The sequence below is a fragment of the Nocardioides daeguensis genome, assembly GCF_019192965.1.
Lineage (GTDB): Bacteria > Actinomycetota > Actinomycetes > Propionibacteriales > Nocardioidaceae > Nocardioides > Nocardioides daeguensis.
Genome location: NZ_JAHTKU010000020.1, coordinates 64,001 through 79,362, shown reverse-complemented (window position 1 = coordinate 79,362; position 15,362 = coordinate 64,001). Strand labels below are relative to the sequence as shown.

Annotated in this window: 18 protein-coding genes and 1 pseudogene; 12 read left to right on the top strand and 7 right to left on the bottom strand. The window is 72.8% G+C overall.

The annotated features are described in order from the left end of the window. Positions 1-12: 12 nt before the first annotated feature. Entirely contained in the window at positions 13-678 is a 666-nt protein-coding gene (locus KU893_RS16320) for a response regulator (RefSeq protein ID WP_218235582.1), read from the bottom strand. 8 nt (positions 679-686) lie between these two features. Beyond that, entirely contained in the window at positions 687-1,847 is a 1,161-nt protein-coding gene (locus KU893_RS22855) for a sensor histidine kinase (RefSeq protein WP_218235442.1), read from the bottom strand. An 88-nt stretch (positions 1,848-1,935) separates the two neighbouring features. Here KU893_RS22855 and KU893_RS16310 point away from each other — a divergent pair, with 88 nt between their 5' ends. Then, positions 1,936-2,088 carry a hypothetical protein gene (locus KU893_RS16310; protein ID WP_218235441.1) on the top strand — a complete coding sequence of 51 codons (153 nt, stop codon included), beginning with the start codon at positions 1,936-1,938 and terminating at the stop codon, positions 2,086-2,088. A gap of 30 nt (positions 2,089-2,118) precedes the next feature. Here KU893_RS16310 and KU893_RS16305 read toward each other — a convergent pair whose 3' ends face one another. Next, positions 2,119-2,529: a DUF3742 family protein gene (locus tag KU893_RS16305; protein ID WP_218235440.1), complete on the bottom strand. Its 411-nt coding sequence runs from the start codon at positions 2,527-2,529 to the stop codon at positions 2,119-2,121. A 141-nt stretch (positions 2,530-2,670) separates the two neighbouring features. Here KU893_RS16305 and sp36 point away from each other — a divergent pair, with 141 nt between their 5' ends. The 5 genes and pseudogenes from sp36 to KU893_RS23820 all read left to right on the top strand — a co-directional run. After that, positions 2,671-2,826, top strand: a complete 156-nt coding sequence (gene sp36 / locus KU893_RS16300; protein WP_218235439.1) for a Sp36 family protein — start codon at positions 2,671-2,673, stop codon at positions 2,824-2,826. A gap of 3 nt (positions 2,827-2,829) precedes the next feature. Continuing rightward, positions 2,830-3,306: a RidA family protein gene (locus tag KU893_RS16295; protein ID WP_218235438.1), complete on the top strand. Its 477-nt coding sequence runs from the start codon at positions 2,830-2,832 to the stop codon at positions 3,304-3,306. After that, the gene (locus tag KU893_RS16290; RefSeq protein WP_218235437.1) at positions 3,303-4,172 is read left to right on the top strand and encodes an NUDIX hydrolase; all 870 of its coding nucleotides are present in this window, start codon (positions 3,303-3,305) and stop codon (positions 4,170-4,172) included. The genes KU893_RS16295 and KU893_RS16290 overlap by 4 nt, the downstream gene beginning before the upstream one ends. 4 nt (positions 4,173-4,176) lie before the next feature. Continuing rightward, the gene (locus KU893_RS16285; protein ID WP_257441383.1) at positions 4,177-5,007 is read left to right on the top strand and encodes an MBL fold metallo-hydrolase; all 831 of its coding nucleotides are present in this window, start codon (positions 4,177-4,179) and stop codon (positions 5,005-5,007) included. 133 nt (positions 5,008-5,140) lie between these two features. After that, positions 5,141-6,004 (top strand): annotated as a pseudogene (locus KU893_RS23820) (putative endonuclease domain-containing protein); the annotation flags it as partial. A 111-nt stretch (positions 6,005-6,115) separates the two neighbouring features. Here the strand turns inward: KU893_RS23820 and KU893_RS16275 are convergent. Next, positions 6,116-6,793, bottom strand: a complete 678-nt coding sequence (locus KU893_RS16275; protein WP_141800618.1) for a Crp/Fnr family transcriptional regulator — start codon at positions 6,791-6,793, stop codon at positions 6,116-6,118. A 114-nt stretch (positions 6,794-6,907) separates the two neighbouring features. On the opposite strand from KU893_RS16275, the gene nth reads away from it, so the two are divergent. The 5 genes from nth to KU893_RS16250 are packed head-to-tail and all read left to right on the top strand — an operon-like array spanning position 6,908 to position 10,966. Next, positions 6,908-7,624, top strand: coding sequence for an endonuclease III (nth, locus tag KU893_RS16270; protein ID WP_218235435.1), 717 nt, complete (start codon positions 6,908-6,910; stop codon positions 7,622-7,624). Further along, positions 7,624-8,250: a TlpA family protein disulfide reductase gene (locus KU893_RS16265; protein ID WP_218235434.1), complete on the top strand. Its 627-nt coding sequence runs from the start codon at positions 7,624-7,626 to the stop codon at positions 8,248-8,250. Before nth ends, KU893_RS16265 begins: the two co-directional genes overlap by 1 nt. Next, positions 8,247-8,987, top strand: coding sequence for an NUDIX hydrolase (locus KU893_RS23330; RefSeq protein ID WP_308167228.1), 741 nt, complete (start codon positions 8,247-8,249; stop codon positions 8,985-8,987). Before KU893_RS16265 ends, KU893_RS23330 begins: the two co-directional genes overlap by 4 nt. Beyond that, positions 8,984-10,168: a MarP family serine protease gene (locus tag KU893_RS16255; protein ID WP_218235433.1), complete on the top strand. Its 1,185-nt coding sequence runs from the start codon at positions 8,984-8,986 to the stop codon at positions 10,166-10,168. Before KU893_RS23330 ends, KU893_RS16255 begins: the two co-directional genes overlap by 4 nt. Before the next feature lie 21 nt (positions 10,169-10,189). Then, complete coding sequence (locus tag KU893_RS16250) at positions 10,190-10,966, top strand: enoyl-CoA hydratase/isomerase family protein (RefSeq protein ID WP_218235432.1); 777 nt, start codon at positions 10,190-10,192, stop codon at positions 10,964-10,966. Here KU893_RS16250 and mhpA read toward each other — a convergent pair. Genes mhpA through KU893_RS16235 form a run of 3 tightly spaced genes read right to left on the bottom strand, consistent with a single transcriptional unit; the run spans position 10,956 to position 14,529 of the window. Then, the gene (gene mhpA, locus KU893_RS16245) at positions 10,956-12,632 is read right to left on the bottom strand and encodes a bifunctional 3-(3-hydroxy-phenyl)propionate/3-hydroxycinnamic acid hydroxylase MhpA (protein WP_218235431.1); all 1,677 of its coding nucleotides are present in this window, start codon (positions 12,630-12,632) and stop codon (positions 10,956-10,958) included. The two genes, KU893_RS16250 and mhpA, sit on opposite strands and share 11 nt — an antisense overlap. Further along, a complete protein-coding gene (locus tag KU893_RS16240; protein ID WP_218235430.1) occupies positions 12,629-13,669 on the bottom strand; it encodes a VOC family protein in 1,041 nt (346 codons plus the stop codon). Before KU893_RS16240 ends, mhpA begins: the two co-directional genes overlap by 4 nt. Next, complete coding sequence (locus tag KU893_RS16235) at positions 13,666-14,529, bottom strand: alpha/beta fold hydrolase (RefSeq protein ID WP_218235429.1); 864 nt, start codon at positions 14,527-14,529, stop codon at positions 13,666-13,668. Before KU893_RS16235 ends, KU893_RS16240 begins: the two co-directional genes overlap by 4 nt. Before the next feature lie 95 nt (positions 14,530-14,624). Here KU893_RS16235 and KU893_RS16230 point away from each other — a divergent pair, with 95 nt between their 5' ends. Further along, positions 14,625-15,305, top strand: a complete 681-nt coding sequence (locus KU893_RS16230; RefSeq protein ID WP_218235428.1) for a TetR/AcrR family transcriptional regulator — start codon at positions 14,625-14,627, stop codon at positions 15,303-15,305. Positions 15,306-15,362 lie beyond the last annotated feature (57 nt).

Genomic DNA, 15,362 nt, shown 5'->3' with positions numbered 1-15,362 from the left:
CGGGTGGGACGGTCAGGTCCCGACCAGTCCCGTCTCGTAGGCGAGCACGACCAGCTGGACCCGGTCGCGCGACGCCGTCTTGGAGAGCAGCCGGCCGATGTGGGTCTTCACGGTGGCCTCGGAGACCACGAACTCGGCGGCGATCTCGGCATTCGTGAGCCCGCGGCCGACCAGCACGAGGGTCTCGCGCTCACGGTCGGTCAGGGTGTCGAGGCGGCTGTCCGGGGCGGCGGACGAGGGATCGGGCAGGACGGCGGCGAAGTGGTCGAGCAGCCGGCGGGTGGTGCTGGGGGCGACGACCGAGTCGCCGGCGTGGACGGTGCGGATGGCGTCGAGAAGGGTCTCGGGGGTCGCGTCCTTGAGCAGGAACGCGGCGGCGCCGGCGCGCAACGCCGCGAAGGCGTACTCGTCGAGGTCGAAGGTCGTCAGCACGATCACCTGCGGCGCGGTGGGCCACGTTGCGAGCCGGCGGGTGGCCTCGACCCCGTCGAGGCGCGGCATCCGCACGTCCATGAGCACGACGTCGCAGCGGGTGACCGCGAGCCGCTCCAGCGCCTCCCCGCCGTCGCCGGCCTCGCCGACGACCGTCAGGTCGGGCTGGCTGTCGATGAGCATCCGGAACCCGGCGCGGACCAGGTCCTGGTCGTCGACGAGGAACACCCGGATCGGCTCGGGCACGGGCTGGCTCACAGCGGGATCCTCGCGCACACGGCGAAACCACCGCCCGCCGCGGGACCGGTGGTCAGCGTGCCGCCGTGCGCGGCGACCCGCTCGCGCATCCCCGCGAGTCCGAGCCCGCGGCCGTCGTCGTGTGCCGCGGCGCCACGCCCGTCGTCGGCGACCTCGACCACCACCGCCTCCGCCTCGACCCGCAGCGCGACGCTCGCGGTGGCGTCGGGACCGGCGTGCTTGCGGACGTTGCTCAGCGCCTCCTGCACGATCCGGTACGTCGTCAGCGCGACGCCGTCCGACACGACCGGGAGGTCCGGGGGCAGGTCGCCCACGACCGGCGTCCCCGCGCCGCGAGCCTCGGCCAGCAGCGTCGGCAGGTCGGCGAGGCGCGGCTGCGGCGCGGTCGGCGCCTCGTCCGCACGCAGCAGCCCGAGCATCCGGCGCAGCTCGGCGATCGCCTCGCGGCCCGTGGTCGCGATCGTGGCGAGGGCGGGGCCGGTCACCGACGGGTCGTGCGCGGCGGCGGCGCGGGCGCCGTCGGCCTGAACCACGATCGTGGTCAGCCCGTGGGCCACCACGTCGTGCATCTCGCGGGCGATCCGGTGGCGCTCCTCGATCGCGGCCAGCGCCGCCTGCTGGGACGCCTCGCGCTCGAGCCGTTCGCCGCGCTCGACCAGCGCGTCGACGTACGCCTGCCGGGTGCGGCCGAGGGTGCCGAGCGTCCACGCGACGACCACGAACAAGGCGATGGTGACGGAGTAGGCCAGCACGTTCTCCGCGGTGAGCATGGCGGCGCCGAAGCCGCGCAGCCAGTCCACGGCAGCGATCCCGGCACCGAGCACGCCGGTGCCGAGGGCGGCCGCGGCCCAGCGCGACCCGGCGTACCGGGCGACGGAGTAGACCGCCACCGGGAACGCGAGCTGGCTCCACAGCGGGTTGTCGGTCACCAGCGGCTGGACGGCGGTGGCGACGGCGACCAGGGTGAAGACCGCGACCGGGCGTCGGCGCCGCGCGACGAGCGGCGTGATCTGCGCCAGCATCAGCAGGCTGTCGGTGACGTCGACGAAGAACGCGTAGGGCAGCACCGGGAGCAGCAGGAAGCCGGTCAGGCCGAGGTCGAACCACCGCTCGCCCCCGGGGCCGAGCCGCCAGGGCTGTCGATGAGGTCCCGCCACCGGGCCACCGTAGACGCAGCCGGCGGCGCAGACGTCAGACCACGGGTGGATCCGCGGCGTAGCCTGGAAGACATCGGAAGGAGTCGCCATGGCCGAGCAGTCCCGGCTGGAGCGCTACAAGCACCTGCCCCCGCCGATCGACCCGGAGAAGCTGCGCACCACGCAGGACGTCGACCCGCCACCGCCCGACGAGGACGACACCTACCGTGAGCTGCTGTGGGTCGTGAACCGCTACGGCTGAGGCCGTCGCCCGCCGCGGGGATCGCCGGGCTCAGCCGAGCTTGTCGGCCAGCACCACCCAGGTGAAGAAGCTGATGCCGAGCAGCATCCCGACGTGTCCGAGGATCGACAGCGACGGCCCCTCGGCCCAGCTGTCGCCGGTCGTGTCGGCGGCGTGCTTGCCCGGCCGCGCGAACCAGCGCGCGAGGATCAGGATCCCGAGCAGCACCTCGAGCCACCAGGCGACCAGCGCGAGGGCGCCGAGCCCGCCGCCGGGCGAGGTCAGGTAGACGATCCACACCACGAGCGCCGCCACCCCGATGAGCGTGTGGGCGTTGACCACGGTGAGGGGGACGACGGCGTGGCCCGACTGGGCCTGCTCGGAGGAGAGCCGCATCCGGGTGAGGAGCACGACGACCGCGGCGAGCGCGGTCAGCATCCAGACGGCGTTGTCGAGGCTCACCGGCGCATCGTCGCACACCCTGTGACCCGCGCCACACGTCCGCGCCGCGGGGTCGTCCGCGAGCCGGCCGGAGATCCGCCTCAGCGGCGGGGGCCACCGCACCGGCCAGGGCGGCCGCGAGCACTGAGTAAGGTGCGGGCCATGACCAAGTGGGAGTACCAGGTGGCGCCCGTCCTCAACCACGTCGCGGCGCAGATCCTCAACAACTTCGGCCAGGACGGCTGGGAGCTCGTGACCCTCGTCCCGGGCCAGGGTGGCAACGACATCGCCTTCTTCAAGCGCCCGATCGAGGGCTGAGCGGTGACTGCGCACAGCACCCCGGAGGAGCGCCTGGCCGAGCTCGGCCTCAGTGTCCCGGCGGTCGCGCCCCCGGTGGCGGCGTACATCCCCGCGACCCGCAGCGGCAACCAGGTCTACACGGCCGGGCAGCTGCCGATGCGCGACGGCGCCCTGATGGCGACCGGCAAGGTCGGCGACAGTGTCAGTGCCGAGGACGCCTACGCCTGCGCGCGGCAGTGCGCGCTCAACGCGATCGCCGCGATCCGCTCGGTCACCGGCGACCTCGCGGACGTCCGGATCGTCAAGGTCGTCGCGTTCGTCGCGTCCACGCCCGACTTCACCGGGCAGCCCGGTGTCGCCAACGGTGCCTCCGAGCTGTTCGGCGACGTGTTCGGCGACGCCGGCATCCACGCGCGCTCCGCGGTCGGCGTCCCCGTGCTGCCGCTGGACGCGCCCGTCGAGGTCGAGGTCGTCGCCGAGATCATGGCGGCCCCGTGAGGGTCCCGCTCCCGCCGATCCCGCTGCCGGCGCACGTCGTCGACCGTGCGGCAGAGTACGGCGACGGCGGGCGCCCGGCGGCGGAGCCGCGCGACGCCGCCACGGTGGTCCTGCTGCGTCCCGACGCGCACGGCCGCCCGGAGATCTACCTGCTGCGTCGCCAGACCACCATGGACTTCGCCGGCGGCATGTGCGTCTTCCCCGGCGGTGCTGTCGACCCGCGCGACTACGACCACACCGTCGCCTGGGCCGGTCCGCAGCCGGCCGAGTGGGCGGCACGTCTCGGCACCGCCGAGGACGTCGCCCGGGCCCTGGTGTGCGCCGCGGTCCGCGAGACGTTCGAGGAGTCCGGGGTGCTGCTCGCCGGGACGTCCGCCGACAACGTCGTCGCCGACACCACCGGCGAGGACTGGGAGGCCGACCGGGTCGCGCTCGAGTCGCGCGAGCTGTCGATGACCGACTTCCTCGAGCGCCGCGGCCTGGTGCTGCGCACCGACCTGCTCGGCATCTGGAGCGGATGGCTCACGCCCGTCTTCGAGCCGAGGCGCTACCGGACCTGGTTCTTCGTCGCCCACCTGCCCGAAGGCCAGGTGACCCGCGACGTGTCCTCGGAGTCCTCCGAGGTCGTCTGGCTCCGCGTCGACGAGGCGCTCGAGCAGGTCGAGCGTGGCGAGATGGCGATGCTGCCGCCGACGTACCTGACCTGCCTCGAGGTCGGCACCCTCGGCGACGTCGACGCCGTGATGGCGGCGAGCCGGGGCCGGACGGTCACCATGTTCATGCCGGAGGTCGAGCCGCTCGGCGACGGGTTCACCCTGTCGATGCCCGACCGGCTGCGGCCGCTCGTCGCTGCCCGCCGGGGCTGAGCCCGTGACTGACGGGAGCGCGCCCTGGACCGGTGGCCCGTACGGCGAGCGCGGTCGCTGCGTCCTCGCGCCGAACCCCGGCATCATGACGCTCGACGGCACCAACACCTGGGTGCTGCGCGAGCCCGGCTCCGGCCGCTCGATCGTGGTCGACCCCGGACCGCTCCACGACGACCATCTCGACGCCGTGGCGGCGGTGGCCGGGCAGGTCGACATGGTCGTGGTCACCCATCACCACCTCGACCACACCGAGGCGGCCCGCTCGTTCGCCGAGCGGATGGGCTGCGGCGTGCGTGGCCTCGACCCCGCACAGTGCTGGCGCGCGGACCCGCTCGCCGACGGCGAGGTCCTCTCGGTCGCCGGCCTCGACGTCGAGGTGCTCACCACGCCCGGCCACACCACCGACTCCATCTCCCTGCTGGTGGAGGCCGACGGCGCGCTGCTGACCGGCGACATGGTGCTCGGCCGCGGCACGACCGTGATCGGGCACCCCGACGGCGACCTCGGCTCGTACTTCGACTCGATCGCCCGGATGCGCTCCCTGGTCACCGAGGGCCGGGCGAGCTCGCTGTGGCCGGCCCACGGCCCGGTGCTCCCCGACGCCGCCGGTGTCCTCGACCACTACGTCGTGCACCGCCGTGAGCGCCTCGCCCAGGTCGAGTCCGCGCTCCAGCGTCTCGGCCTGGCCCCGGCCGACCTCCCCGCCGACGTCGCCGAGGACCCGGTCCTGCCGCGGCGGGTCGTCGAGGTCGTGTACGCCGACGTCGACGAGTCGCTCTGGGGCGCGGCCGAGTGGTCCGTGCGCGCCCAGCTGACCTACCTCGCGCAGCGCTGATCGGACGCGCTCCCTCCTCCAAATCGTTCGATCGAACGATCCGGGGGACTTTTGAGTCGGGAACTCCCCCAGACCGTTCGATCGAACGATCCGGAGCACACCGCCCCCTCCAGGGGCCCGCGGACGCCTGTGGATGACGAGAGCGAGCTGCGCTGTCGCTGTGCAGGCTGCGGTCATGGACATCGACCTCAGCCGTCCGTTCCTGACGCGACACTTCGAGCGTGCGGGACGACGCCGATGGGAGCTGCAGAACAAGGAGTACCGCCAGGTCGTGACCGGCGTGTGGGTGCTCGAGAAGCATGTGGACCTCGACTGCATGTACCGCGCTGCACTGCTCCTGCATCCGCCCTGGGCGTTCGTGAGTCGCTTGAGCGCGGCTGCGCTCCTCGGCCTCCCGGTGCCCGAGCACCCTTTCGTCCACGTCACCGTCCGGCGGGAGAGCGAGCGTCGCTACCGCCCCCAGATCAAGGTGCACGTGACGCGTCGACGACGCCGCATCATCGTGGTGAGGGGGATGCGGGTCAGCGATCCCTGCGAGACGTTCATCGACTGCGCTGGAAGTCTCAGCTTCGTGGACCTGGTCATCCTGGGCGACGCGCTCTGTCGCAAGTACAAGATCAACGCCTCCGCTCTGCGCGAGGCATGTGCGAGCACCGACGCCTACTACGCAGGCTTGGCGCGTTCTGCGGCGCACTTCGTGCGGGACGGGGTCGACTCCCCGATGGAGACGCGGCTTCGGCTGCTCATCGTTCTCGCCGGCCTGCCGGAGCCGGAGGTCAACATCATCCAGCGATGGGAGGACGGCTCGTGGAGACGCAGGCTCGACCTGTGCTACCCGCGGATCAAGCTCATCATCGAGTACGACGGCCGACACCATTCCGGCACGACCCAGTGGCGGGTTGATCTCACCCGCCGCGAAGAGCTCGACGACGAGGGCTATCGGGTGGTCGTGGTGACCGCGGAAGGTCTCTTCGGCAAGCCGCTCGACACCCTGCGCCGGATCCGGCGTCAGCTCGTGCTCCGTGGCTGGGGCGACGTCCCGCCCATCAACGACGAGTGGCAGACTTGCGAACGACGAGAGGGACCTAGGCCCAGACGACCCCGCGGCTCAACGGGCCCGGCGCGACATCCGCTCCATGTCGAGGATGACGACGGAGCGGGGCTCCAGGCGCAGCCAGCCGCGGGACGCGAAGTCGGCGAGCGCCTTGTTGACCGTCTCGCGGGAGGCGCCGACCAGCTGGGCGAGCTCCTCCTGGGTGAGGTCGTGGTGGACGTGCACGCCGTCGTCGGCGGTGCGGCCGAAGCGGTCGGCGAGGTCGAGCAGCGCCTTGGCGACGCGGCCGGGGACGTCGGAGAAGACCAGGTCGGCGACGACGTCGTTGGCCTTGCGCAGCCGGGCGGCCAGCTGGGCGAGCAGCCCGCGGGCGACGGTCGGGCGGCCCTCGAGCCAGCGCAGCAGGTCCTCGTGGGACAGCGACGCGAACTCGGCGTCGGTCACGCAGGTCACGGTCGCCGAGCGCGGGCCCGGGTCGAAGAGCGACAGCTCGCCGAACATCTGGCCGGGGCCCATGATCGCGAGCAGGTTCTCGCGTCCGTCGGAGGACGTGCGGCCGAGCTTCACCTTGCCCTCGAGCACGACGTACAGCTTGTCGCCGCTGTCGCCCTCGTGGAACAGCACCTCGCCGCGGCGCAGCCGGGTCGTGGCCAGTGACGTGCGCAGCCCTGCCATCGCCTCGTCGTCGAGGGCACTGAACAGTGGCGCCTGACGGAGTACGTCGTTGTCCACGCTTCCTCCAAAGAACGTAAAACCCGGTCGGCGGCATCCTAGCCAGTGCGGCATGTCACACCTAACCCGCCACGCGGCGCGGGACTGTCGTCCCCACACCGTAGGGTGGCGTCCGTGCGGCCGATCGACACCACCGAGGAGACGACGACCCAGCTCGTCCGCCGGGCGCGGAAGATCGACCGGGTGCTGGGCGAGACCTACCCCGACGCGAAGGCCGAGCTCGACTTCGACAACCCCTTCGAGTGCCTGGTCGTCACGGTGCTGTCGGCGCAGACCACCGACAAGCGGGTCAACGCCGTGCGCCCGATCCTGTTCGCTGCCTACCCCGACCCGGTGTCGATGGCGTCCGCGGACCGCGCCCACCTCGAGCAGATCGTCGGCCCGCTGGGGTTCTTCCGGGCCAAGACCGAGTCGCTGCTCAAGCTGAGCGCCGCCCTCGTCGAGAAGTACGACGGCCAGGTGCCGGCGCGGCTCGACGACCTGGTGACGCTGCCGGGTGTGGGCCGCAAGACCGCCAACGTGGTCCTCGGCAACGCCTTCGACGTGCCCGGCATCACCGTCGACACCCACTTCGGCCGGCTGGCCCGGCGCCTCGGCTGGACCGCGGAGACCGACCCGGTGAAGGTCGAGCACGCGGTGGGCGCGCTGTTCCCCAAGCGCGACTGGACGATGCTGTCGCACCACCTGATCTGGCACGGCCGGCGCCGCTGCCACGCCAAGAAGCCGGCGTGCGGCGCCTGTCCCGTGGCGCGGTGGTGCCCGGCGTACGGCACCGGGCCGACGGACCCGGTCGAGGCGGAGAAGCTGGTCCGCACCGAGGGGCCCAACTGATGCGTCGCCCGTTCGCCCTGCTCGTCGCGCTAATCGGGGCCGCCGTGCTCCTCACCGGCTGCGACAGCGTCGCCCCGGCGGCGTTCGCCTGCAAGGTCGACGTCGCCTCCGCCGACCTGGTCGAGGACCGCGAGGCGGCGGGCATCGCCAGCTGCCAGACCATCCCCGCCACCGGCACCGACACGGGCCTGCCGGCCATCCAGCTCGACTGTCTCGGTGAGCAGGGCAGCGTGCGGCTCAACGCGATCAAGGGACCGGCGGTCCTCAACTTCTGGGCGTCCAACTGCGGGCCCTGCCGCAAGGAGATGCCGGCGCTGCAGGAGTTCCACGCCGCCTACGGCGACCAGGTGCGGGTCATCGGCGTGAACTACCTCGACACCTACCCCGGTGCCGCGATCGAGCTGGCCCGGATGAGCGGCGTCACCTACCCGTCGATCGCCGATGCCTGCGGTGACCTGCAGAAGACCGACGCCGAGCTCGGCCCCGGCCTGCCCTTCTTCCTCTTCGTGTCCGCCGACGGCACGGTCTCCCGGCCCCACGTCGGTGGCGTCACCTCCGCCGACGAGGTGGTCGCCCTGGTCCGCGACCAGTTGGGCATCGACCTGAGCGCGAAGGCCGCGAAGTGAGCGACCTGCCCGACGGCCTGCCCGACGGCCTGCCCGATTGGCTGGTCCCCGTCGCCGAGGGGGCGCGCGCCATCGAGGGCAGCGACCTGACCGCGTTCCTGCCGCCCCAGGGCAAGCCCGTACGCCGCGGCGCGGTGCTGATGCTGTTCGGCGACCACGACGTCCTGCTCACCGAGCGGGCCCACGACATGCGCTCGCACCCGGGCCAGGTCTCCTTCCCCGGCGGCAGCATCGACCCGGGCGAGACCGTGGTCGAGGCCGCGCTGCGCGAGGCCGACGAGGAGATCGGGGTCGACCCGGCGAGCGTCGAGGTCTTCGGCACGCTGCCCGAGCTGTGGCTGCCGCCGTCCAACTTCGCGGTCACGCCGGTCCTCGGCTGGTGGCGCGACCCGGCCCCGATCGAGGTGGCCTCCCCGGAGGAGGTGCACGCGATCCACCACGTGACGCTCGACGAGCTGTTCGCCCCGGAGCACCGGATCCAGGTGCGCCACCCGGGCGGCTGGATGGGCCCGGGCTTCCTCATCGGTCCCGACAAGGACGTGATCCTGTGGGGCTTCACGGGCGGGATCCTGACCCGATTCTTCGACTTCCTCGGGTGGCTGCCGCCCGTGGTCGACCCGCCGGTGCATGATCTGCCGGACTACATGCTCGCCGAGCACGTCCGCCGGACGAGCGCCGCGGCAGCTGCCGACGAGGAGCCGGGGGACGGCATGGACATCCTGGAGCCCAACGAGTGAACCTCCTCGACTGGCTGCTGCTGGTCCTCGTCGCGGCGTACGCCCTGTCCGGGTACTGGCAGGGCTTCATCACGGGCGCCTTCGCGACGGTGGGCCTGCTGTCGGGCGGCCTCGGCGGCATCCTGCTCGCGCCGCTGGTCCTCAGCAGCCTCGAGCCCTCGCTGGCCGTCTCGCTGGGCGCGCTGTTCATCGTCATCCTGTGCGCCTCGCTGGGCCAGGCCGTGCTGCAGTACGCCGGCGCGCGGGTCCGGGAGCGGATCACCTGGCAGCCCGCGCGGGCGCTCGACGCGGTCGGCGGCGCCCTGCTGAGCGGCCTCGCGGTGCTCCTGGTCGCCTGGGCGCTCGGCGTCGCGATCTCCGGTACCCGGATCGGCTCGGTCACCTCGATGGTGCGCAGCTCGGTGGTGCTGGCGAAGGTCAACCAGGCGCTGCCCGAGTCGGCGCCGAACGCGCTGCAGGCGTTCAACAACGTGGTCGGCACCGGCTTCTTCCCGCGCTACCTCGAGCCGTTCGCGCCTGAGCGGATCGTCGAGGTCGCGCCCGGACCGGCCGACCTGCCCGGCACCGGTCCGGTCAAGGCGACCCGGACCAGCGTGGTGAAGATCCGCGGCGCCAACAGCTGCGGCCGCGGCGTCGAGGGCACCGGGTTCGTCTTCGCCGAGGACCGCGTGATGACCAACGCCCACGTCGTGGCCGGCGTGGACGACCCCGAGGTCAGCATCGGCGGCGGCACCGAGCTCGCCCGGGTCGTGCTCTACGACCGCGAGCTCGACATCGCCGTCCTGGCGCTGGAGACCGACGACGCCCCGGTGCTGCGGTTCGACACCACCGTCGGGGCCGAGGACCCGGTCGCGATCGTCGGCTACCCGCAGGACGGGCCGTTCGACATCCAGACCGGTCGGGTGCGTGCGATGCAGAACCTCCGCTCGCCCGACATCTACGGCAACGGGACGGTGGTGCGCGAGGTCTACTCCCTGCGCGGCCTGGTCCGCCCCGGCAACTCCGGCGGCCCGATCGTCACGCCGCAGGGCAAGGTCGCGGGCGTCGTGTTCGCCGCGTCGGTCACCGACCCGGAGACCGGGTACGCCCTCACCGCCCAGCAGGTGCAGGCCAGCGCCCGGGCCGGCAGCGCGCCGGGCACCGGCGACGCCGAGGTCGACACCGGCAGCTGCGCGTCGTAGCCGCTGCGCCATAGTGGGCGCATGACCGAGATCTTCGTTCGCTACGAGTACGCCGACGGCATCGCCCGGATCACCCTCGCTGACGGTGACCGCGGCAACCCGGTCCACCACGGCTCGGTCGCCCAGCTCCACGACGCCGTCCGCGCCGCCGACCGCGACCACGCGCGCGTGGTCGTGCTCGCCGCCGAGGGCCGGTTCTTCTCGGTCGGCGGCGACCTCGGCGCCTTCGCGGACGCCGATGACGTGGCCGGCTTCATCGACGACCTCGCCGAGGCGTTGCACCGCGTCGTCAGCGAGCTGGTCCGCTCCGAGGCGATCGTCGTCAGCGTCGTGCAGGGCACGGCTGCCGGTGCCGGCTTCCCGCTCGCCGCGGCGGCCGACGTGGTGATCGCCGCCGAGAGCGCGAAGTTCAGCCTCGCCTACACGAAGGTCGGCCTCTCGCCCGACGGCGGCAGCTCGCTGCTCGTGCACACCCTCGGCCTCCACCGCACCCTGCGCCTGGCCATCCTCGGCGACCTGCTCACCGCCCAGGAGGCGTACGCCGCCGGCCTGGTCGCTCGCGTCGTCCCCGCCGACGAGCTGACCGCCACCGCCGACCAGGTCGTCGCCGGTCTCGCCGCCGGCTCCGCCGCCGCCAACGCCGCTGCGAAGCGCCTGCTGCGCGAGGCCGCCGCCCCCGCCCCGGAGACCGCGATGCGCAAGGAGTCGCTGTCGATCCGCACCCTCGCCGAGGGCCCGGACGGACGCGAGGGTGTCGCTGCGTTCGTGGAGAAGCGCGCGCCGCGGTTCAACGGCTGACCGTCACGCCCGTCAGGCCGAGCTGGTCCACCAGTGCGGCGGTGAGCCGGGCGAGCCCGGCGCCGCGGCCGGTCCCGAAGACGTACTTGTCGGGTCGCAGGACCACGACCGTCCCGTCCCGGACGCCGTGGCGGCGCAGCCAGCGCACGAACGCGTCCGAGGCGTCCTCCACGTCGAGCACGCCGGGAGTGCGGCCCACCTCACCGGCGCGGCCCTGCGGTCGGGTGCCGAACGGGTAGAGGGTCGCCCAGGTCGCGCCGACCCGTTCCCAGACGGTGGCGTCGTCACCGAGCGCGGCCCTCGGGTCGATGCCGATCCCGATGAGCGACCAGCCGGTGCCGAGGGCGTCGTCGAGCCGGACCGGGCGGCCGTCGTACCGGCGCACGACGGGCTGGGGAGCGAGCGTGCCCGCCACCCCGAGCGGGCGACGGGGAAGTCCGAGGTAGGCGCCGCGCCGGAAGCGCGGCCGCGGCTTCATGCCCATCCGCCTCACCCACCCCGCCAGACCGGGCACCCGCAGCGCGGTCCACATCAGCACGTCGCGACAGCGCGCCTTGACCGGGTCCTGCACCGAGACGATCGTCTTGTTGAACACGGACAGGTCGATCATCGCCTGCGCGTGCGGGCGGCGTTCGGACTCGTAGGAGTCGAGGATCCGCGGATCGGCACCGTGCCGCAGGATCGCCTCGAGCTTCCAGGACAGGTTGTCGGCGTCGCGGATCCCGGCGTTCATGCCCTGCCCGACGAACTGGGGCGTCATGTGCGCCGCGTCGCCCGCGAGCAGCACCCGGCCCTCGCGCCAACGGTCGGCGACCACGGCGTTGAAGGTGTAGACGAGCTGGCGGATCACCACCACCTGGTCCGGGTCGACGTGGCGCGCGAGCAGGCGCCGGACGGTCGCATCGGACTCGAACTCCTCCTTGCTGTCCTCGTCGGTGAGCGCGAACTCGAAGCGGTGGTGGCCCCCGGGCTGGGGGCAGCTCACGGTCGGCAGGTCCGGGTCGCAGACGAAGTCGAAGTACGGCAGGTGGCCGAATGCGTCCGCCCCGCCCTTCGCCTCGAGGTCGACGACCAGCCATCGCTCGGGATAGCTGGTGCCGGTCATGTCGATGCCCAAGGTGGTGCGGACGACGCTGCGGCCGCCGTCGGCGCCCACGAGGTACGCCGCCCGCACGGTCTCGGTCGCGTCCTCGACCACGGCCTCCCGCCGGCCGTACCCCGACCCGGTCGATCGCGCGTGGACCACCGTGACGCCCTCGGCGTCCTGGGTGAACGAGACGACCTCACGGCCCCGGCGGACCTCGACGTGGGGGTGGCGCTCGAGCAGGTCCTCGAGCCGGTTCTCCAGGTAGGGCTGGTAGAGGAAGTTGGTCACCGGCCAGGCCAGCGGGCGTCGGCTCTCCCGGAACCGGACGAGCACCGTGCCGTCGGCCTTGACCCACTGCACGGCGCTGTCGACGTTCATGTCGGCGTGCAGCTCGTCGGCGACGCCGGCGGTCTGGAAGACGCGCAGCGCCTCGTCGTCGGTGTAGACGGCCCGGGCCATGCCGTAGAACTCGGGTTCGCGTTCGAGGACCAGGACCCGCAGGCCGCGGCGGCCGAGCAGGGTGGCGAGGGTCAGGCCGGTCGGGCCGAGGCCGACCACCACGACGTCGTAGGTGTTCATCGGGGGGCTCCTGCGGGGGTGCTGAGGCCCGGGACCGTGATCTCGGGCCGGCGGGCGTTGAGTGCGGCCTGGCGGATCTGCCCGAGCCGGTCGAGGAGGCCGGGATCGACCGGCCGGTGCCCCCAGGTGCTGATGCCCTGGTGGGTGAGGACCTGCCAGGACTGCTCGAGCTCGGGCGTGAGCACGATCGGGTTCCAGCCGACCTCGAGCTCGAAGCCGGACGGGGTGACGCAGTAGAAGGACAACTCGCGGTCGTTGGTGTGCTGCCCGACCGACCAGGCCATCCGGAAGCCGAGCTCGCGGACCCGCTGGTAGGTGGCGAGCATGTCGTCGAGCGACGCCGACTGGATGTTGACGTGCTGCGCGCGGGTGCGCACCGGGTCGGCTCGCAGGCCGGGCACGTGGGCGACGGCGACCGAGTGGTGGCGCTCGTTGACCCGCAGGAAGCGGATCTTGAGGGGCATCCCGCCGACGTTCTCGTCGATGTAGTCGCTCAGCCGGGAGTCGAGGACGGTGTCGTAGAACCGGTGGATGCCGAGCGGGTCGCGCGAGGTGAGGGCGACATGGCCCAGCCCGGACTCGCCGGTCACCCAGCCGCTGCTGAGCATCCGCAGCGGCTGCGCCGCCGGGACCGGTGCGGTGTAGAGCTCCTGGACGATCCCCTTGGGGCCGGCGAAGCGCCACAACCGCTCCACGCCTCGCAGCGCGGCCTCGTCGGGGGTGCCCTCCGCGACCGGGACGCCGCGGTCGACCACGCGGCGCACGATCCGGTCGAACGTCTCGTGGTCGTCCACCTGCCAGCCGATCGCCATGAGGTCCTCGGCCGGCCCACGGCGTACCAGGAACCGGCAGGCGTGGTCGTCGAGACGGAACCGGAGCGCGTCCGCGGACAGCTCGTCGACGTGCAGCCCGATCGCGTCGGCGGCGAACCGGTGCCAGGACGTCAGTCGCTGCGACTCGACGACGAGGTAGCCGAGATGGACGGCGCCGAAGACCGACTCGTCGGGACGGGTGGGCGTCAGGAAGGCGAGGCTCATCGGGGCGCCTCGAGGAAGGAGGTGGCGAGGGCGTTGAACTCGTCGGCCCGTTCCCACTGGGCCCAGTGCCCGGTGCGGGCCATCAGGTGGAGGTCGCACTCGGGCATGGTCCGGGCCAGGAACGAGCCACCGGAGGGCCGGTTGACCCGGTCGTCGGCACCCCAGACGACGAGCGTCGGTACGGCGCAGCGGGCCAGCCGGCGGTCGCGGCTGAGGTCCATCCGCACCAGCGTGCGCAGGCCGGAGGGCCGGCGCAGCGGCGGCGAGGCGACCACGTCGGGCTGGATGCTGGCGGCGTAGCGCAGGTCGATGAGCGCGTCGGGAACGGTGCTGCCGTCGTACACGAGGTAGTCGCGGACGAAGGTCTCGAGCTTGGCCCGGCTCGGGCCGTCCCCGCCGTAGTAGCCGAGGAGGGTGGTGAGGCCCCGGGTGGGCAGCGCCCGGGTGGTGCCGATCCCGCCCGGCCCCATCAGGACCAGCCGGTCCACCCGGTCCGGACGGTCGAGCGCCATCCGCAGGGCGGCCGCGCCGCCGTAGGAGTTGCCGACGAGGTGGGCGCGGTCGACGTCGAGCGCGTCGAGCAGGCCGCGCACCGCGAGCGCCAGGTCGCCGAAGGGGTCGGCGTGGTCGAGGTCCTTCGACGAGGCGCCGTACCCGGGCAGGTCCGGCACGATCACCCGGAACCGCTCGGCCAGGGCGTCGATGTTGCGCACGTAGTTCGACGCCCCGGTGGCCCCCGGCCCGCCGCCGTGCAGCAGCACGACGGGCGGACCCTGCCCGGCCTCCGTCACGAACAGCTCGTGCCGTCCGACCCGGACGGTGCGCTCGGTGCGGGTGGCCCCGCGTGCGGTGGTCGTCATGCCAGCCTCCATCGTCCCAATAATGATGGAATCATCAGTTCCGATGAAACACTCTGTCAAGACGTTCTGATGAAGTCATCAGTTATGCTCGGGCCATGGCGAGCGAAGCGGCGGCGGGGCCGAGCCGGGGGGACCGGCGCAAGGAACGCACCCGGGCGGCGCTGCTCGGTGCGGCCCAGGGCTTCCTCGCCGAGGGCCGCTCGGCGGTGAGCATCCAGCAGATCACCGATGCCGCCGACGTCGGCTTCGGCAGCTTCTACAACCACTTCGAGAGCAAGGAGGCGCTCTTCGAGGCGGCCGTCGACTCGGTGCTGGTCACCTATGCGGCGCTGCTGGAGGAGATCGTCGCCGGGTACGACGACCCGGCCGAGGTGTTCGCGGTCAGCTTCCGGATGACGGGGCGCCTTCAGCGCCAGGTCCCGGAGATGGTGCGGGTGCTGCTTAACGAGGGCACCGGCATCCTGCTGCGCGACCGGGGCCTGGCCCCCCTCGCCCAGCGCCACATCCACGACGCGGTCGACGCCGGTCGCTTCGACGTCGAGTCGCCGCGGCTCGGCCTGATGGCCGCCGGCGGCGCACTGCTCGGGCTGCTGCAGATGCTCGACGCCGACCCGGACGCCGACGCGGGCGCGCTCGCGGACCGGATGACCGCCCGCGTGCTGCGCGCCTTCGGCATGGACGGTGCCGCGGCCGACGCGCTGTGTGCCCGCCCGCTCCCGGAGCAGCCGGTCCTCGACGGCCGGGTGAGCCCGTCGCACCCGACGCACGGGCTGTAGATCTGCTGGGTTCACAGCCCATTCGTCAGGTGCGCGGCGACAACCCGGGCCACACTG